Source organism: Streptomyces sp. DSM 110735 (assembly GCF_016482685.1).
Classification (GTDB): Bacteria; Actinomycetota; Actinomycetes; order Streptomycetales; family Streptomycetaceae; genus Streptomyces.
On record NZ_JACYHF010000005.1, the window covers coordinates 95,720 to 113,930 of the forward strand.

An 18,211-nucleotide genomic window follows, 5' to 3' on the forward strand; every position below is an offset into this window, starting at 1 on the left:
GCCTCACCTGATGGGGTGAAGTGATACGGCAGGAGCTGTCGGGGATCTTCCCGATCTGTCCATCCTTGGGTATGCAGTCGAGCAACGGCCGGACCCACGGGGCCGAGGACAGCCCCCGCGGTGCGGCCGACAACCAGGAAGAGCAGGGCGTGACTTCCCCCGATGTCCGGCACGAGGACCCTTGGCACGACACGCAGACCACCGGCCGCGCCGAGCTGGACGGAGTGGGCCGGCCCGCACCGACCGTGCCGGCCGCGCGTGGTGAGGCCGAGGCGGTGACCGTCCGGGCCCGGGATGTGTATCTCGAGGTGCAGCGCAGCGAGGCGTTCCAGGAAGTCCGCAGCCGCTACCGGCGGTTCGTGGTCCCGGCGGTCCTGGCCTTCTTCCTCTGGTACGTGGGCTATGTGGTCACCGCGACGGCCGCGCCGGGGCTCATGGCCCGGCCCGTGGCGGGTGCGGTGAACGTGGGAATGCTCGCGGGGCTCGGCCAGTTCGTCAGCACCTTCCTGCTCACCTGGGCCTATGCCCGGCACGCGCGGCTGCGCCGGGACCGGGCCGCGCTGGAACTGCGTTGGGACACCCAGGAGCTGACCCGAGGCGTCCGGGGAGGTCTTCTGTGACGAGTCATCACCAGACGCTGACCCTGGTGCTGTTCAGTGTCTTCGTGGCCGTGACGCTGGGCATCACGACCTGGGTGAGCCGTCGACGGCACGGTTCGGCGGAGGAGTTCTACGCGGGCGGACGGCTGTTCACCCCGCTGGAGAACGGGTTCGCGATCTCCGGCGACTATCTGTCGGCCGCCTCCTTCCTGGGTGTGGCGGGACTCATCGCGCTGTACGGCTACGACGGCCTGCTGTACGCCGTGGGGTTCCTCGTGGCGTGGCTGCTCGTGCTGTTCCTCGCGGCGGAACTGGTGCGCAACTGCGGGCGGTTCACGCTGGCCGACGTGGTGGCCGCGCGGATGAGCGAGCGGCCGGTGCGGATCGCGACCGGGACCTCCTCGGTCACGGTGTCGGTGCTCTACCTGGTGGCGCAGATGGTCGGCGCGGGCAGCCTGGTGGCGCTGCTGCTCGGGCGCACCAGCGCGGCCGCGCAGGCGTGGACGGTCATCGGGGTCGGCGCGCTGATGGTGGTCTATGTGTCCCTGGGCGGGATGCGGGCGACCACCTGGATCCAGATCGTCAAGGCGGTCCTGATGCTCATCGGGACCATCGCGCTGACCGTGATGGTGCTGGTGCGCTTCCACGGCGACCTCAACCAGTTGCTGGTGACGGCGGCGGAGCGCAGTGGGAACGGGCTGCGGTATCTGGCGCCAGGGCTGAAGTACGGCGGCGGCTGGACGGCGCGGCTGGACTTCATCAGCCTGGGTCTGGCGCTGGTCTTCGGCACGGCGGGGCTGCCGCACATCCTGTCGCGGTTCTACACGGTGCCGACCGCGCGGGCCGCCCGGCGGTCCACGGTGTGGTCGATCGGGCTGATCGGCGGCTTCTACCTCATGGCGATCATCCTCGGGTTCGCGGCGACGGCGGTCGTCGGCGCGGACGCCCTGCGCGCCTCCAACGCGGCCGGGAACACGGCGATTCCGCTGCTCGCGCTCGACCTGGGCGGCGGTGCCGAGTCGACCGGCGGCACCGTCCTGTTCGCGGTGGTGGCGGCCGTGGCCATCGCGACGATCCTCGCGGTGGTCGCCGGGATCACCCTGTCCTCGTCGGCGTCGGTGGCGCACGACCTGTACGCGTCGCTGCGGCGGCCGACGGCGAAGGTGCGCAGTGAGGTGACCGTGGCGCGGGTCGCGGCGGCCTTCATCGGGGTCGTGGCCATCGCGCTGGGGCTGCTGGCCCGCAATCTGAACGTCGCCTTCCTGGTCGGTCTCGCCTTCGCGGTGGCGGCGTCGGCAAACCTCCCGGCGCTGCTGTACTCGCTGTTCTGGCGCGGGTTCACCACGCGGGGCGCGGTGTGGTCCGTGTACGGCGGGCTGATCCCGGCGCTGGTCCTGGTGGTGCTGTCGCCGGTGGTGTCGGGCAGCCCCGGGTCGCTGTTCCCGGGCGTGGACTTCCAGTACTTCCCGTTGCAGAACCCGGGGATCGTCTCGATCCCGCTCGGCTTCCTGGCGGGCTGGCTCGGGACGGTCACCTCGGACGAGGTGCCGGACGAGGCCAAGTTCGCGGAGACCGAGGTGCGTTCGCTGACCGGCGCGGGCGCGGTATGAGCGTGGGCGGTGAAGAGCCCCGGCGGCCGGGCGCGTTCAGGGTGTCACCCAGGCGTACCGGTGCTCGGGGCGGCCGGTGTCGCCGTACTTGAGGGAGAGACGCAGGCGGCCCGACTGTTCCAGGCGGCGGAGGTAGCGCTGGGCGGTGGACCGGCTCAGACCGGTCCGGGTTGCGACCTCGTGGGCCGACAGCGGGTGGTCGGCGTGGTGCAGGACCTCGCAGATGAGTTCGTTGGTGGGTTCCGAGTGGCCGCTGGGCAGGCCCGGCACGGACGGCGCCGGGGCGGTGCGCAGGGCGCCGAAGATGCGGTCGACCTGCTCCTGTCCGGTCACCTGGCGTCCGCCGACGCGCTCCATGGTGCGGCGCAGCGCGGCGTAGGAGTCAAGGCGTCCGCGCAGGGCGGCGAAGGTGAAGGGCTTGACCAGATAGTGCAGGGCGCCGAGGCGCATCGCCTGCTGCACGGTCGCCACGTCGCCCGCCGCCGTGATCATGATGACGTCGGCGCCGTGGCCGTGCTGCCGCATCCGGTGGACGAGTTCGAGGCCGGTGCCGTCCGGCAGATAGTGGTCGAGCAGGACCAGGTCGATGCTGCCGCGCTCGACGGCGGCCAGAGCCTGGGCGGCGCTGTGCGCGCGGGCGGTGACCCGGAAGCCGGGAACCTTTCCCACGTACTTGGCGTTGATCTCGGCAACGCGGTAGTCGTCGTCCACCACCAGGACGTCAATCATGAGGCCCACCCTTCCCAGGCCGGCGTGCAAGGGGCCCGCGCGTTAAGCCCGTGTTTCGGCTCCGCAGTTCTAGCGTGAGCAAAACGAGCACAACAGCCTCTTGCGAGCAAAAGAACGGGTTGCGCTCACAAGACTGCTGCTGTGGCAGGGGCCACACCTACCGTCCCCCGGTATGAGCGCAGACACCAGCCCCGCCATCGAGCTGAGGGGCGCGACCAAGAACTTCAGGACGCCGTCCGGCGAACTGCACACGGCCGTCAGGGAGTTGGACCTGACCGTGGGGCGCGGCGAGTTCGTCGCCGTCGTGGGTCCCACCGGCTGCGGCAAGTCCACCACGCTCACCCTCGTCAGCGGGCTTGAGGAGCCCAGCGACGGCGAGGTGCTGGTGGCCGGAGAGCCGGTCGACGGGGTCGGCGGCAAGGTCGGCTTCGTCTTCCAGCAGGACGCCACCTTCCCCTGGCGGACCGTGCTGGCCAATGTGATGGCGGGACCCCGGTTCCGGGGCGTGCCCAAGGCGGAGGCCAAGGAGAAGGCCCGCGCGTGGCTGGCCCGGGTGGGGCTCGCCGCGTTCGAGGACCGTTACCCGCACCAGCTCTCCGGCGGCCAGCGCAAGCGCGTCGCCCTCGCCGCCACCTTCGTCAACGACCCCGAGATCCTGCTCATGGACGAGCCGTTCTCCGCGCTCGACGTGCAGACCCGGGCGCTGATGTCCGACGAGCTGCTGGAGCTGTGGGAAGGCACCGGCGCCTCCGTCGTGTTCGTCACCCACGACCTGGAGGAGTCCATCGCCCTGGCCGACAAGGTCGTGGTGATGACCGCCGGACCCGCGACCGTGAAGCAGGTCTTCGACATCGACCTGCCCCGCCCGCGCAAGGTCGAGTCGGTGCGCCTGGAGCCGCGGTTCATCGAGATCTACCGCGAGATCTGGTCCTCCCTCGGCGAAGAGGTCCGCATCACCCGTGAGCGAGGTGCCGCGCATGTCGCCTGAGACCCTGTCCACGCCCCTGGTCACCACCGCCAAGACCCCCGACCGCGCGCAGTCGCGGGCGCGCGCCGCCCGCAGGCGCAGGGCGGTCGTCGTGGCCGCCCGGGTGCTGCTCCTCGTGGCCGTGCTGGGCCTGTGGGAGGGGCTGTCCCGCGCGAAGATCATCGACCCGTTCAACTTCTCGATGCCGTCGGCCATCTGGGACCAGATCCAGTCCTGGACGCTGCACGGGACGGCGCTCGGTTCGCTGGGCGAGCAGATCTGGTACACGCTGTACGAGGCGCTGCTCGGCTGGTTCATCGGCGTCGCTGCCGGTGTCGTCCTCGGCATCGCGCTCGGCCGGGTCGCCTTCCTCGCCGACCTGCTCGGTCCGTACATCAAGGTGCTCAACTCGATCCCCCGGATCGTCCTGGCGCCGGTCTTCCTGATCTGGTTCGGGCTCGGTCCGGCCTCCAAGGTCGCCTCCGCCGTGGTGCTGGTCTTCTTCCCGGTGTTCTTCAACGCCTTCCAGGGCGCCCGCGAGGTGGACCGCAACCTCGTCTCCAACGCCCGGATGCTCGGCGCGAGCGACCGTCAGGTGACCCTCCAGGTCGTCATCCCCTCGGCCACCTCGTGGATCTTCACCAGCCTGCACGTCAGCTTCGGGTTCGCGCTGATCGGCGCCATCGTGGGCGAGTACATCGGCGCCACCCGGGGCATCGGTCTGCTCGTCGCCCAGTCACAGGGCACCCTCAACTCCGCCGGTGTGTACGCCGCGATGGTCATCCTCGCGGTCGTGGCTCTGCTCGCGGAGGGACTGCTGACCTTCGCGGAGCGCCGCATCTTCCGCTGGAAGCCGACGAACTCCGAGCAGTGACCGCTCCTTTCGAAAACGCCGCCCCCGCGCCGCCCCCGCTCACAAGGACGTGACACCCATGCGCACCCGCGCCCGCTACGCCTCCCTCGCCACCGCCTGTCTCCTCGCCGTCTCCTCCCTCACCGCCTGCGCCAACGACGTCGCCGGGACGACCTCCTCGGGCAGCGGCGGCAAGGGCGAGAAGGTCAAGATCATGGTCGGCGGCCTGGACAAGGTCATCTACCTGCCCGCGATGCTCACCCAGCGCCTCGGCTACTTCCGTGACGCCGGGCTCGACGTGGAACTGCTGACCGAGCCCGCCGGGGTCCAGGCGGAGACCGCGCTCGTCTCCGGCCAGGTCCAGGGCTGCGTCGGCTTCTACGACCACACCCTCGACCTCCAGGTGAAGGGCAAGTCGGTCGAGTCCGTGGTGCAGTTCTCGCAGGCGCCCGGCGAGGTGGAGGTCGTCTCGGCCAAGCGCAAGGGCGCGATCACCTCGCCCGGCGACTTCAAGGGCCGCAAGCTCGGGGTCACCGGGCTGGGGTCGTCCACCGACTTCCTCACCAAGTACCTCGCGGTCAAGCACGGGGTGAAGGTCAACGAGTTCAGCCCGGTCGCGGTCGGCGCGGGACCCACGTTCATCGCGGCGCTCCAGAAGGGCTCCATCGACGGGGGCATGACGACCGACCCGACCGTCGCCACGATCCTGGAGAAGAAGGCAGGCAGCGTCCTGGTCGACATGCGCACGCCCGAGGGGTCGGAGAAGGCGCTCGGCGGTCCGTACCCCTCCTCCAGCCTGTACATGCGCAGCGACTGGGTGAACAGTCACAAGGCGACGGTGCAGAAGCTGGCCGACGCGTTCGTCCGCACCCTGCGGTGGATGTCCTCGCACAGCGCCGACCAGATCGCCGCGAAGATGCCCGCCGACTACTCCCAGGGCGACAACAAGCTCTACGCGGAGGCGATCAAGAGCACGCTGCCGATGTTCACCAAGGACGGCGTGATGCCCGAGAACGGGCCCGAGACCGTCGAGAAGGTCCTCAAGGCGTTCAACCCGAACATCAAGAACGCCGACGTGGACCTGAAGAAGACCTACACCACCGAGTTCGCCGAGAAGGCGGCCAAGTGACGGCCCGCTGACCCCCGGCCCGCCGACACCCGCCCTGCTGGAACCCCCTCAGCGCGCCTCGACGGCCGCGCCCCGCTCGCCGGACCCGGCGGGCGCGGGCGCGGCCGTCGCCCTGTCACCGACCTCGCTCAGCGCCTCCGGCAGCACGACCGTGAACTCCGCGCCGCCGCCCTCCGCCGCCCCCACCGTCGCGCTCCCGCCCTGCCGTTGCGCGAGCCGTCGTACCAGTGCCAGTCCGATGCCCCGCTTGCCGTGCGCGGGCGGCTCCTTCGTGGACCAGCCCTCGGTGAACACCGACTCGCGCCGCCCCTCCGGCACCCCGGGCCCGGTGTCGCGGACGCGGAGGACGACCGTACGGTCCTCGGCGTACAGCTCGGCCTCCACGCGCGCCTGCGGCGTGCCCGCGACCGCGTCCAGGGCGTTGTCCACGAGGTTGCCGACCACCGTGACCAGCGCGCGGGGATCGACCAGCCGGTCGGGGATCCAGGTGCGTCCGGACAGCCGCAGGGCGACCCCGCGTTCGGCGGCGACGGTCGCCTTGCCCACCAGCAGGGCGGCAAGGAGCGGGTCCTGGATCTTCTCGGTGACCTGTTCGGCGGTGGCCCGGTGGTCCCCGACCACCTCGCCGATGAACTCCACCGCGTCGTCGTACATCTCCAGTTCCAGCAGCCCCAGCAGGGTGTGCAGCCGGTTGGCGTGCTCGTGGTCCTGGGCGCGCAGGGCGTCGATCAGACCCCGGGTGGAGTCGAGTTCACGGCCGAGGCGCTCCAGCTCGGTGCGGTCGCGCAGGGTGGCCACGGCGCCGCCGTCGCCGGTGGGCATCCGGTTGGCGACCAGGACGCGTGGCCCGCGTACGGCGAGCAGGTCGGTGCCGGTGACCCGGCCCGTCAGCACGTCCGTCACCCGGCCCTCGCCCAGCGTCTCGTCGGGGGAGCGCCCCACCGCCTCGTCGCCGAGGTCGAGCAGCCGGGCCGCCTCGTCGTTGAGCAGCCGTATCCGCCCCGCGCGGTCGAGCGCGACCACGCCCTCGCGGATGCCGTGCAGCATCGCCTCGCGCTCCGCGAGCAGCGCCGAGATGTCGGAGAAGGCCAGGTCACGGGTCTGCCGCTGGACCCGGCGGGAGATCAGCCACCCGGCGAGCGCGCCCACCGCGAGCGCGCCCCCGGCGTACGCCAGGAGCCCCGGCACCGCGCTCACCAGCCGGGCGCGCACGCTGTCGTAGGCGATGCCGACCGAGACCGCGCCGACGATCCGGTGACCGTCGTCGTACAGCGGCACCTTGCCGCGCGCCGAGCGGCCGAGCGTGCCCCGGTCGATCTCCATCACCTGGGTGCCGTCCAGGGCACGACGGGGGCTGGTGGAGACGTGGTGGCCGATCTCGCCGGGCGTGGGGTGGGACCAGCGCACGCCCCGGGTGTCCATGACGACGATGTACTCGGCGCGGGTCGCCAGCCTGATCCGCTCCGCCTCGCGCTGCACCGGCCCTGTGCGGGTGGGCCGCGTCGTCAGGACGCCCTCGGCGATGGCCGGGTCCTGTGCCGTGGTCTGCGCGATGACCAGGGCGCGGCGCATCGCCTCCTGGTCGAGCTGCCTGCTCAGCGGGGCGAGGAACAGCCCGGTCGCCAGGATCGCGACGCCCGCGGCGGTCGTCACCTGCATCAGCAGGACCTGCGAGAACACCCGCCGGGGGAGTCCGAGGCGGACACGGCGGGCGGGGGAAGCGGCACTCATGGGCTGGACCGTACGCGCCGGACGCGCGCGGGCCCAGGGGTCGCGCACGAGACGTCCCGGCTGCTCAGCCCACCGGTGCGGTCAGCCGCCGTCCGGTCGGGTCGTCGGCGCGGGTCAGCCCGCCAGCGTCGCCGTCCGCAGCTCGCGAACCGCCACCGCGTCCAGTCGGCCCGGTGCCCCGAGGACCGTCGCGCCGCAGCTCTCCGGACGCGGCGGCAGGGACGCCGTCTGCTCGACGACGACACGCCAGGCCCGGCCGTCCGTGTGGGTGACGGTGACCTCCCAGCGCGGGGACGCGCCCTCGGTGCGTACGACGCTCAGCACGCCCGCCTCGTACACGCCCGCCGCCGACCGCACGGCCAGTTCGGCTGCCTGGCCCGGGCGTTCCCAGGCGGAGCAGCCGCGGTTGTCCTCGACCGTCACGCGCCCTTCCTCGGCGCTGTGCAGAGCCTGCTTGACGGTGTGGGCCTCGGCGCGGGCGTACGCGTAGCCGTACGGCAGGACGAGCACCGTCGGGGCGAAGCGATGTCCACCCAGATGAGTGACCTCCCAGACGCCCGGAACGCCGGAGGCGACGAGTTCGGCGGCCAGCGGACGGCCGAGCAGGGCGCAGCAGCGGTCGCGCTTGCCGTTGGTGCAGACGAGGGCGAGCGGGTCGCCGGTGTGCGGACGGGCGCCGAGCACCGAGGTGAGGGAGCGCGGGTCACCCGCGCCGAGCGCGCCGAAGTCCAGACCGAGCAGGCGGTCCGGATCGCGGGTGGTCGCCTCGTACAGCCACACGTTGCCGGGGACAGTGTGGGCCACGTACACGCGCCGCTCGGAGGACGTGCCGGGGTCCGCGTGGCGCCCCGGGCGCCGGATCAGCACGACGCGCACCCCCGTGCCCTGCGCGGCGGCCTCCAGGGCGCGGCCCAGCGCGGGGTCGAGATGGCTCGACGTGAGCGCTTTGACGCCCCACGGCCCGGGCTGTTCCAGCAGCAGCCACGTCGTCGCCGTGGCCGCCGTACCGGAAACGGGCTCGTCGAGGCTCCGGGAGACGGTCGCACACCTACTCACACAGGTGAGCCTAACCTGACTTGACCTTCGTCTGCTCCCCGGCGGGGGTATGTCCGGGTGCCGATGTGGGTATGCCCCCCGGTTCAGGCGGTGGCGTACGGCAGCCCGGTCCTGCCCCACGGCCGAACCCCCGCCCCAATCACCTCTCTTATCCTGGTCGGACAGTCCGTCCGCCGGGCCCCGCGTCCGGTGCGGGTCCGGAGAGCCGAAGGAAGGGTGCCGCGAGGTGGGGAGCAGCAGGAGTCCGCAGCAGATCCCGGTCGTCGTGCTCGCCGGATTCCTCGGGTCCGGGAAGACCACGCTCCTCAACCACCTGCTGCACCGCAGCGGGGGCAGCAGGATCGGGGCGATCGTCAACGACTTCGGGGACATCGAGATCGACGCCATGGCGGTCGCGGGCGCGCTCGGCGACTCCACCGTGTCGCTCGGCAACGGCTGTCTGTGCTGCGCGGTCGACGCGAGCGAGCTGGACTCCTACCTGGAGCGGCTCGCCGCGCCCGCCGTCGGCATCGACGTGATCGTCATCGAGGCCAGCGGGCTCGCGGAGCCGCAGGAGCTGGTGCGGATGGTGCTGGCCAGCGAGTTGCCCGGGATCGTGTACGGCGGGCTCGTGGAGGTCGTGGACGCGGCCGAGTTCGACGACACCCGGGCGCGGCACCCCGAGATCGACCGGCATCTCGCGCTCGCGGACCTCGTCGTGGTCAACAAGCTCGACCGCGCCGAGGACGCCGATCGGGTCCTCGCGCAGGTGCACGAACTCACCGACGGCGCCCCGGTCGTCGCCGCCACCTACGGCCGCATCGACCCGGAGTTCCTCTTCGAGTGCAGGCCCAGTGAGGAGCGCGTCGGTCAGCTCTCCTTCGACGACCTCCACACGGACGGCGACGAGGACGACGACACGCACGCCTCCCACCTGCACACCGGCTACGACAGCCTGTCCTTCACCTCCGCCGCGCCCATGGACCCCCGCGCGCTGATGCGGTTCCTGGACAGCAGGCCGGAGGGGCTGTACCGGATCAAGGGGTACGTGGACTTCGGGGCGCACGACAGCGGCAACCGGTACGCCGTGCACGCCGTCGGCCGCTTCCTGCGCTTCTACCCCGAGCCCTGGCCGCAGCGGGACGGGGACCGTCTCACCCAGCTCGTGCTCATCGGCTCGGGCATCGACACCGAAGCACTCCGCAAGGAACTCGACGCCTGCCGTCACGACAGCGCGCCTCAGCCCGACGAGCACGCCATGTGGGGCGTCCTGCGCTACGTGCCGGGCTCCGAGGACGAGCCCGGCACCTAGGGAGCGTCTCCCTAACGACCGGCGGGAACCGCCGCTACACCACCGGTCCCGCCACCACCGCCACCGGCTTCGCCAGCGACGTACCGGAGCCGTCCCGGCGCGGATCAAGCTCCGGCAGCTCCGCGGGGAGACCGTTCTTCTGCGCCGCCCGCGCCGGAACCGGTCCCGCCCAGGCCAGGGACAGACAGTCCTCGCCCTTCAGGAACCGCTGGCAGCGGACACCGCCCGTCGCCCGTCCCTTGCGCGGGAACTGGTCGAACGGGGTCAGCTTGGCCGTCGTGTGGACCGAGTCGTCGAGCGTGCCGCGCGAGCCCGCGACCGTGAACACCACCGCGTCGGCGGCCGGATCGACCGCCGTGAACGAGATCACCTTCGCGCCGTCGGTGAGCTTGATGCCCGCCACACCGCCCGCCGGACGCCCCTGTGGACGCACCTGGTTCGCCTGGTAGCGCAGGAGTTGGGCGTCGTCGGTGATGAACACCAGGTCCTCCTCGCCGGTGCGCAGCTCCACCGCGCCGACGATCCGGTCGCCCTCCCTGAGCGTGATGACCTCCAACTCGTCCTTGTTGGACGGGTAGTCGGGCACCACGCGCTTGACCACGCCCTGTTCGGTACCGAGCGCGAGTCCTGGTGACGACTCGTCAAGCGTGGTCAGACAGACCACCGTCTCGTCGTCCTCCACGGAGACGAACTCCGCGAGCGGTGCGCCCCCGGAGAGGTTCGGCGCGGTCGCGGTGTCGGGCAGTTGCGGCAGGTCGACCACGTTGATCCGCAGGAGTCGGCCGGCCGAGGTGACCGCGCCGATCTCCCCGCGCGCGGTCGCGGAAACGGCGGAGACGATCACGTCGTGCTTGGTGCGCCCGCCGTCCTGCGGAACGGGTCCGCCGTTCGACGTCCGGGCCAGCAGACCGGTCGAGGACAGCAGCACCAGGCACGGATCGTCGGCCACCTGGAGCGGCACGGTGGCGACCTGGGAGCCGGTGGACTCCAGCAGGACCGTGCGCCGGTCGGTGCCGAACTTCTTGGAGACGGCGGCCAGTTCGTTGGAGACCATCTTGCGCAGCTCGGCGTCCGACTCCAGGACGCGGGTCAGCTCCTCGATCTCCTGGTTGAGCCGGTCCTTCTCCGCCTCCAGCTCGATCCGGTCGAACTTGGTCAGGCGGCGCAGCGGGGTGTCCAGGATGTACTGCGTCTGGATGTCGCTCAGTCCGAAGCGCTCGATCAGGCGCTCCTTGGCCTGCGCGGAGTTCTCGCTGGAGCGGATCAGCCGGATGACCTCGTCGATGTCGGCCAGCGCGGTGAGCAGACCCTCGACCAGGTGGAGCCGGTCCCGGCGCTTGCCGCGGCGGAACTCGCTGCGGCGGCGCACGACCTCGAAGCGGTGGTCGAGGTAGACCTCGAGGAGTTCCTTCAGACCCAGGGTGAGCGGCTGGCCGTCGACCAGGGCGACGTTGTTGATGCCGAAGGACTCCTCCATGGGCGTCAGCTTGTAGAGCTGCTCCAGGATGGCCTCCGGCACGAAACCGTTCTTGATCTCGATGACCAGGCGCAGCCCGTGCTCGCGGTCGGTGAGGTCCTTGACGTCCGCGATGCCCTGGATCTTCTTCGCGTTGACCAGGTCCTTGATCTTCGCGATGACCTTCTCGGGGCCGACCGTGAAGGGCAGTTCGGTGACGACCAGACCCTTGCGGCGGGCGGTGACCGTCTCGATGGCGACCGTGGCGCGGATCTTGAAGGTGCCGCGGCCCGTCGCGTACGCGTCGCGGATGCCGTCCAGACCGACGATCCGGCCGCCGGTGGGCAGGTCGGGACCGGGGACGTGCCGCATCAGGGCGTCCAGGTCCGCGTTCGGGTGCCGGATGAGGTGGCGGGCGGCGGCGACGACCTCGCGCAGGTTGTGCGGGGGCATGTTGGTCGCCATGCCGACCGCGATGCCGGAGGCGCCGTTGACCAGCAGGTTCGGGAAGGCGGCCGGGAGGGCCACCGGCTCCTGCTCCTGGCCGTCGTAGTTCGGCGCGAAGTCGACCGTGTCCTCGTCGATGGACTCGGTCATCAGGCTCGTCGCCTCGGCCATGCGGCACTCGGTGTACCGCATGGCGGCCGGCGGGTCGTCGTTGCCCAGCGAGCCGAAGTTGCCATGGCCGTCGACCAGGGGGACGCGCATCGAGAAGGGCTGGGCCATGCGCACCAGGGCGTCGTAGATCGACGCGTCGCCGTGCGGGTGCAGCTTGCCCATGACCTCGCCGACCACGCGGGCGCACTTGACGTACGCGCGCTCGGGGCGCAGTCCCATCTCGTTCATCTGATAGACGATGCGCCGGTGCACCGGCTTCAGGCCGTCGCGGGCGTCCGGCAGGGCGCGGGAGTAGATGACCGAGTACGCGTATTCCAGATAGGAGCCGCGCATCTCGTCCACGACGTCGATGTCGAGGATCTTCTCCTCGTACGCGTCGTCGGGCGGCGGGGTCTTCGTACTGCGGCGGGCCATCGCTGCCGGCTCCTTGCTGAGGCGGTTGACGGATCTGACGCGGACCATTGTGGACCGAGGCACTGACACTGCGGGCCGCGCCCCGGTCCGAGAGGGGGACACCCCGGCGTCCGGCGGTCCGCCCGGTCCGGTCACCGCGCAATCCGGCGCCGTCCGGTACCGCGCCCGCCATGAGCACGCCTGACGCAGGCTACGCGATCCGCTCAGGGCGTACGTCCGGCGGGAACTCCGCCGGGCCCCCGCACGCTTTGCATACAGTGGCAGGAACGGCAGGAAAACAGCGGTTTCTTTCGACCGCCTCCGCTTGCGAAGGGACGTACATGCCCATGGGTCACACGACCACAGCCCAGGCAGGCTCCGGGGGCCTGACAGCGACCGAGCACCGCCTGGCCAACGGTCTGCGCGTGGTGCTCTCCGAGGACCACCTGACCCCGGTGGCGGCGGTCTGCCTCTGGTACGACGTCGGCTCCCGGCACGAGGTCAAGGGCCGCACCGGACTTGCCCACCTCTTCGAGCACCTGATGTTCCAGGGCTCCGGCCAGGTCAAGGGCAACGGCCACTTCGAACTGGTCCAGGGCGCGGGCGGCTCGCTGAACGGCACGACGAGCTTCGAGCGCACCAACTACTTCGAGACCATGCCCGCCCACCAGCTCGAACTCGCCCTCTGGCTGGAGGCCGACCGCATGGGCTCCCTCCTGGCCGCCCTGGACGACGAGTCCATGGAGAACCAGCGCGACGTCGTCAAGAACGAGCGCCGCCAGCGCTACGACAACGTCCCCTACGGCACCGCCTTCGAGAAGCTGACCTCCATGGTCTATCCCGAGGGCCACCCCTACCACCACACGCCGATCGGCTCCATGGCCGACCTGGACGCGGCGACCCTCGAGGACGCGCGCGCGTTCTTCCGTACTTACTACGCGCCGAACAACGCGGTGCTGTCCGTGGTCGGTGACATCGACCCCGAGCAGACGCTCGCCTGGATCGAGAAGTACTTCGGCTCCATCGCGGGGCACGACGGCAAGCCCGCCCCGCGCGACGGAGCGCTGCCCGAGGTGATCGGTGAGGAGCTGCGCGAGGTCGTCGTCGAGGAGGTCCCGGCGCGCGCCCTGATGGCCGCCTACCGGCTCCCGGAGGACGGCACGCGCACGAGCGACGCGGCCGACCTCGCGCTGACCATCCTCGGCGGCGGCGAGTCCTCCCGGCTCTACAACCGCCTGGTGCGCCGCGACCGTACGGCCGTCGCGGCAGGGTTCGGGCTGCTGCGCCTGGCCGGTGCCCCCTCGCTCGGCTGGCTCGACGTGAAGACCTCCGGCGACGTCGAGGTCCCGGTCATCGAGTCCGCCATCGACGAGGAGCTGGCGCGCTTCGCCGAGGAGGGTCCGACTCCCGAGGAAATGGAGCGCGCCCAGGCCCAGTTGGAGCGCGAGTGGCTGGACCGGCTCGGCACGGTCGCGGGCCGCGCCGACGAACTGTGCCGGTTCGCCGTCCTGTTCGGTGACCCGCAGCTCGCCCTGAGCGCCGTCCAGCGCGTCCTGGAGGTGACCCCGGAGGAGGTCCGCGAGGTTGCCAAGGCCCGGCTGCGCCCCGACAACCGCGCGGTCCTCGTCTACGAGCCCAAGTCCCCGGAGGCGGTCGAGGACACCGACCTGCCCGACGACCCGGAGCACGAAGCCACCGTAGAGGCAGGCACCGACAACGAGGAGACGGCCAAGTGACCGAGCTCGCCACCATGGAGTTCCACCCCCAGCCGCAGCCGGGCGAGGCGAAGCCGTGGGCGTTCCCGGCCCCCGAGCGCTCCACGCTGGACAACGGCCTCACCGTGCTGCGCTGCCACCGCCCCGGACAGCAGGTCGTCGCCGTCGAGGTGCTGCTCGACGCGCCCCTGGACGCCGAACCGGCCGGGCTCGACGGTGTTGCCACGATCATGGCGCGCGCCTTCTCCGAGGGCACCGGCGAGCTGAGCGCCGAGGAGTTCGCCGCCGAGCTGGAGCGCGCGGGCGCCACGCTCGACGCGCACGCCGACCACCCCGGCGTCCGGCTCAGCCTGGAGGTCCCCGCCTCCCGGCTGCCCAAGGGTCTCGGTCTGCTCGCGGACGCCCTGCGCGACCCGGCCTTCGCCGAGAGCGAGGTCGAGCGCCTGGTCCGCAACCGCCTGGACGAGATCCCGCACGAGCTGGCCAACCCGGCGCGGCGCGCCGCCAAGGAGCTGTCCAAGGAGCTGTTCCCGGCTTCCGCGCGCATGTCCCGTCCGCGCCAGGGCACCGAGGACACCGTCGAGAAGATCGACGCGTCCGCCGTGCGCGCCTTCTACGACCGCCATGTGCGCCCGGCGACGGCCACCGTGGTCGTCGTCGGCGACCTGACCGACACCGACCTGGACGGGCTGCTCACCGAGACCCTGGGCGCCTGGACGGGCACCCCGGGCACGCCCCGCCCGGTGCCGCCGGTGAGCGCCGACGACACCGGGCGCGTGGTCATCGTGGACCGGCCCGGTGCCGTCCAGACCCAGTTGCTCATCGGCCGCACCGGCGCCGACCGGCACGACCGGGTGTGGCCCGCGCAGGTGCTCGGCACCTACTGCCTCGGCGGCACCCTCACCTCCCGTCTGGACCGCGTCCTGCGCGAGGAGAAGGGCTACACCTACGGCGTGCGCGCCTTCGGCCAGGTGCTGCGCTCCTCCGCCGACGGCACGGGCGCCTCGATGCTCGCCATCAGCGGCTCGGTGGACACGCCGAACACCGGTCCCGCGCTCGCGGACCTGTGGACCGTGCTGAACACCCTCGCGGCGGAGGGTCTGACCGACGCCGAGCGGGACGTGGCCGTGCAGAACCTGGTGGGCGTGGCACCGCTGAAGTACGAGACGGCAGCCGCCGTCGCCGGGACGCTGGCCGACCAGGTCGAGCAGCACCTGGCCGACGACTACCAGGCGGAGCTGTACCGCCGCCTCGCCGCGACCGGCACCGTGGAGGCCACCGCGGCCGTCGTGAACGCCTTCCCGGCGGACCGTCTGGTGACCGTCCTCGTCGGTGACGCCGCTCAGATCAAGGAGCCGGTGGAGGCTCTCGGGATCGGTCCGGTCACCGTGGTGTCGGCGGAGTAGCGGGAACAAGCGCCCACACCCACGCGCGCGCAGGGGCCCTGACGGCCGACGATCCGTCAGGGCCCTTTCGTGTGCGAGCCGGTCGGCAAATGTCCGGATTGGTGCGGAGGTTGCCCGTCTGCCCTGTGTCGTACGCTACAAATGCCCGGAGTCGTTTGAGTATCGGCGCCCGTCCCCATTAGCTTCATCCGGGCTGTCCGTCAGGCAGTGCGCCGCGCCCGCGGCACCGGACAGCCGACGCCGAGTCCCCGCATGGCGCGAGCCAGGGGAGCCGGGGAACCATGTTCCCGAGGTGAATCGGACGCCCACGCGCGAGCGGGGGAGTCCGTAGGAGACCTTCCTCTCCGAACCTGTCAGCTAACCCGGTAGGCGTGAGGGAAGGAAAGGACCAGCCACCACATGGCGTTCATGTGCGCCACCGGGAAGCACCGCAGGCCCGGACGTGTCACGCGTACCACCGCTCGGGCAGCCGGAGTCGCGGCCCTCACCACCACCGGTGTCGTCGGCACCCTCACGGCCGCCCCGGCCCTCGCCGCCGACCACGTGGCCGAGCAGACCGGTCTCACCCCGGTCATCAGCGTCAACGACGACCTCGCCGCCGAGATCGACGCCCAGGCGACCGCGCAGCGGGCCGCCGCCGAGCGCAAGGCCGCCCAGCAGGCCGCCGCCGCGCGCCTGAAGGAGGCGCGCCAGGCCGAGGTCCGCGCGGCCCGCGCCGCCGAGCGCGAGCGGCTCAACGCCTTCGTCCTGCCGATCGCCCACTCCTACGTCTCCACCGGCTACAAGACCGGCGGCTCCCTGTGGTCCTCCGGCAGCCACACCGGCATCGACTTCCACGCCGCGAGCGGGACGCCGGTCCACGCGGTCGGCGCGGGCACCGTCGTCTCCGCCGGGTGGGGCGGGGCGTACGGCAACGAGGTCGTGATCCGCATGGCCGACGGGATGTACACCCAGTACGGCCATCTGTCGTCCCTCGCTGTCGCGGTGGGCCAGAAGGTCACCCCGGGCCAGCAGATCGGGCTGTCCGGCGCGACCGGCAACGCGACCGGACCGCACCTGCACTTCGAGGCCCGTACGAGCCCCGAGTACGGCTCGGACGTCGACCCGGTCGGCTACCTCCGCAAGCACGGCCTGGACGTCTGAGGCAGAGCCGCGTCCCGAGCCGACGTGACGCCCGGCGCCGTACCCGCGCCGCACCCCAGGGAGCCCCGGTCCGCACCGCCGCCGGGGCTCCCGCCCTTTCCGTGCCGTTTCCCGGCGCGTCGGACGTTCGCCGCCCGGCGCCGCTGTCCAAAAAAGAGCCATGAATTCCGGTCCCCCGTCGGAAATTCCCGCGCATTGCAATAGAGTCACGGAACGGACGTCCATCGTCGGCGTTTCACGGGGATTAAGGCGGAGGTGGCTCATGCGTATTCCGGCGCATTCGGTGTGCACGGCGATCCGGGACGACATCGTCGCCGGGGTCCACGAGCGCGGCAGCCGCCTGACCGAGGAGGTCCTCGCCCGCCGCTACGGCGTCTCGCGCGTCCCCGTCCGCGAGGCGCTGCGCACGCTGGAGGCGGAGGGGTTCGTGGTGACCCGGCGGCACGCGGGCGCGTGCGTGGCCGAGCCGACCGAGCGGGAGGCGGCGGACCTGCTGGAGATGCGCCGCCTCCTCGAACCGCTGGGCGCCGCCCGGGCAGCGCAGCGGCGCACCGAGGCCCACCTCAAGGTGCTGCGGGGGCTGGTCAGGCTGGGTCAGGAGCGGGCCAGGCGCGGGAGCAGCGAGGATCTGCGGGCGCTGGGCGGCTGGTTCCACGAGACGCTCGGGCAGGCCGCGGGCAGCCAGTCGCTGACCGCGATGCTCACCCAGGTGCGGCACAAGATCGCCTGGATGTACACGGTGGAGGTTCCCGCGAACCCGGTCGAGTCCTGGGCGGAGCACGGCGCGATCGTGGACGCGGTGGCGCGCGGCGACGGCGACCGCGCGCGGTCGCTCACGGCGCTGCACGCCGAGCGCGCGGCGTTCGCGCACCGGCTGCGGTTCGCCTCCGGCGACGGTTCGCGGCAGCCGCAACATGTTGTAAACACAGCGGGTCAGCGGAATTAACACGGGCGCTGTATACAAAGAACAGCTATTTCGGTGGCGGTGTTTTCCGCTGCCCTTTTTCTTCGCGCATTCTGAATTCGAGGACCCGTCTCGCGTCCATGGGTGAAAACGCGGAAGCCGCGCCACCTCGAACAGGTGACGCGGCTTCCGTGATGAACGGAACGAGACTCAGACGGTCTCGGGCAGCTCGTCCAGACCCTCGGCGACCAGCTTGGCCAGACGCTCCAGCGCGGCTTCCGCGCCCTCGGCGTCGGAGGCGAGGACGATCTCCTCGCCACCCTGGGCGCCCAGACCGAGGACGGCGAGCATCGAGCCCGCGTTGACCGGGTTGCCGCCGGCCTTGGCGATGGTGACCGGGACGCCTGTGGCCGTGGCGGCTCGGACGAAGATGGAAGCGGGGCGGGCGTGGAGGCCCTCGGCCCAGCCGACGTTGACGCGGCGCTCAGCCATGTGATGCTGCCCTTCAGTCTCTCAGGTTGTCTAGACCAGTTTCCCATACGGGGAACCGTGCCCGGAGCGGCACTTCACCCCTCCGGAACCTCTCCGTACCGGTCGTCGGACCGCGGCCT

General features: G+C 71.5%; 15 protein-coding genes and 1 riboswitch. Of the genes, 10 read left to right on the forward strand and 5 right to left on the reverse strand.

Annotation, left to right across the window (positions count from 1 at the left end; genetic code table 11):
* Positions 1-71: 71 nt before the first annotated feature.
* Together IF655_RS10535 and IF655_RS10540 are read left to right on the forward strand one after the other, a co-directional pair.
* Complete coding sequence (locus IF655_RS10535; protein WP_199583875.1) at positions 72-620, forward strand: DUF485 domain-containing protein; 549 nt, start codon at positions 72-74, stop codon at positions 618-620.
* The gene (locus IF655_RS10540) at positions 617-2,209 is read left to right on the forward strand and encodes a cation acetate symporter (RefSeq protein ID WP_199583876.1); all 1,593 of its coding nucleotides are present in this window, start codon (positions 617-619) and stop codon (positions 2,207-2,209) included. The genes IF655_RS10535 and IF655_RS10540 overlap by 4 nt, the downstream gene beginning before the upstream one ends.
* A 36-nt stretch (positions 2,210-2,245) precedes the next feature.
* On the opposite strand, the gene IF655_RS10545 is transcribed toward IF655_RS10540, so the two are convergent.
* On the reverse strand, positions 2,246-2,938 hold the full coding sequence (locus IF655_RS10545; protein ID WP_199583877.1) for a response regulator: 693 nt from the start codon (positions 2,936-2,938) through the stop codon (positions 2,246-2,248).
* 172 nt (positions 2,939-3,110) lie between these two features.
* On the opposite strand from IF655_RS10545, the gene IF655_RS10550 reads away from it, so the two are divergent.
* Genes IF655_RS10550 through IF655_RS10560 form a run of 3 tightly spaced genes read left to right on the forward strand, consistent with a single transcriptional unit; the run spans position 3,111 to position 5,887 of the window.
* Positions 3,111-3,926 (forward strand): ABC transporter ATP-binding protein, encoded by an 816-nt coding sequence (locus IF655_RS10550; RefSeq protein WP_199583878.1) that lies wholly within the window; start codon positions 3,111-3,113, stop codon positions 3,924-3,926.
* The gene (locus tag IF655_RS10555; RefSeq protein ID WP_199583879.1) at positions 3,916-4,779 is read left to right on the forward strand and encodes an ABC transporter permease; all 864 of its coding nucleotides are present in this window, start codon (positions 3,916-3,918) and stop codon (positions 4,777-4,779) included. The genes IF655_RS10550 and IF655_RS10555 overlap by 11 nt, the downstream gene beginning before the upstream one ends.
* 58 nt (positions 4,780-4,837) lie before the next feature.
* Positions 4,838-5,887, forward strand: coding sequence for an ABC transporter substrate-binding protein (locus IF655_RS10560; RefSeq protein WP_199583880.1), 1,050 nt, complete (start codon positions 4,838-4,840; stop codon positions 5,885-5,887).
* Between the two features lie 48 nt (positions 5,888-5,935).
* Here the strand turns inward: IF655_RS10560 and IF655_RS10565 are convergent, their stop codons facing one another.
* A complete protein-coding gene (locus tag IF655_RS10565) occupies positions 5,936-7,618 on the reverse strand; it encodes a sensor histidine kinase (RefSeq protein ID WP_242488661.1) in 1,683 nt (560 codons plus the stop codon).
* A 114-nt stretch (positions 7,619-7,732) separates the two neighbouring features.
* The gene (locus tag IF655_RS10570) at positions 7,733-8,674 is read right to left on the reverse strand and encodes a sucrase ferredoxin (protein WP_199583881.1); all 942 of its coding nucleotides are present in this window, start codon (positions 8,672-8,674) and stop codon (positions 7,733-7,735) included.
* A 226-nt stretch (positions 8,675-8,900) separates the two neighbouring features.
* Here IF655_RS10570 and IF655_RS10575 point away from each other — a divergent pair, with 226 nt between their 5' ends.
* Positions 8,901-9,965 (forward strand): GTP-binding protein, encoded by a 1,065-nt coding sequence (locus IF655_RS10575; RefSeq protein WP_199583882.1) that lies wholly within the window; start codon positions 8,901-8,903, stop codon positions 9,963-9,965.
* Positions 9,966-9,999: 34 nt separating this feature from the next.
* Here IF655_RS10575 and IF655_RS10580 read toward each other — a convergent pair whose 3' ends face one another.
* Positions 10,000-12,453, reverse strand: a complete 2,454-nt coding sequence (locus tag IF655_RS10580; protein ID WP_199583883.1) for a DNA topoisomerase (ATP-hydrolyzing) subunit A — start codon at positions 12,451-12,453, stop codon at positions 10,000-10,002.
* A 320-nt stretch (positions 12,454-12,773) separates the two neighbouring features.
* On the opposite strand from IF655_RS10580, the gene IF655_RS10585 reads away from it, so the two are divergent.
* From IF655_RS10585 to IF655_RS10600, 4 genes are all read left to right on the forward strand, one after another.
* On the forward strand, positions 12,774-14,168 hold the full coding sequence (locus tag IF655_RS10585; RefSeq protein ID WP_199583884.1) for a pitrilysin family protein: 1,395 nt from the start codon (positions 12,774-12,776) through the stop codon (positions 14,166-14,168).
* Entirely contained in the window at positions 14,165-15,553 is a 1,389-nt protein-coding gene (locus tag IF655_RS10590) for a pitrilysin family protein (RefSeq protein ID WP_199583885.1), read from the forward strand. Before IF655_RS10585 ends, IF655_RS10590 begins: the two co-directional genes overlap by 4 nt.
* Positions 15,554-15,781: 228 nt before the next feature.
* Positions 15,782-15,940: riboswitch (cyclic di-AMP (ydaO/yuaA leader) on the forward strand.
* A 12-nt stretch (positions 15,941-15,952) separates the two neighbouring features.
* Positions 15,953-16,696 carry a M23 family metallopeptidase gene (locus tag IF655_RS10595; RefSeq protein WP_199583886.1) on the forward strand — a complete coding sequence of 248 codons (744 nt, stop codon included), beginning with the start codon at positions 15,953-15,955 and terminating at the stop codon, positions 16,694-16,696.
* A 262-nt stretch (positions 16,697-16,958) separates the two neighbouring features.
* Positions 16,959-17,642 carry a GntR family transcriptional regulator gene (locus tag IF655_RS10600; RefSeq protein ID WP_199583887.1) on the forward strand — a complete coding sequence of 228 codons (684 nt, stop codon included), beginning with the start codon at positions 16,959-16,961 and terminating at the stop codon, positions 17,640-17,642.
* A gap of 168 nt (positions 17,643-17,810) precedes the next feature.
* Here IF655_RS10600 and IF655_RS10605 read toward each other — a convergent pair whose 3' ends face one another.
* Positions 17,811-18,092, reverse strand: coding sequence for an HPr family phosphocarrier protein (locus tag IF655_RS10605; protein WP_199583888.1), 282 nt, complete (start codon positions 18,090-18,092; stop codon positions 17,811-17,813).
* Positions 18,093-18,211 lie beyond the last annotated feature (119 nt).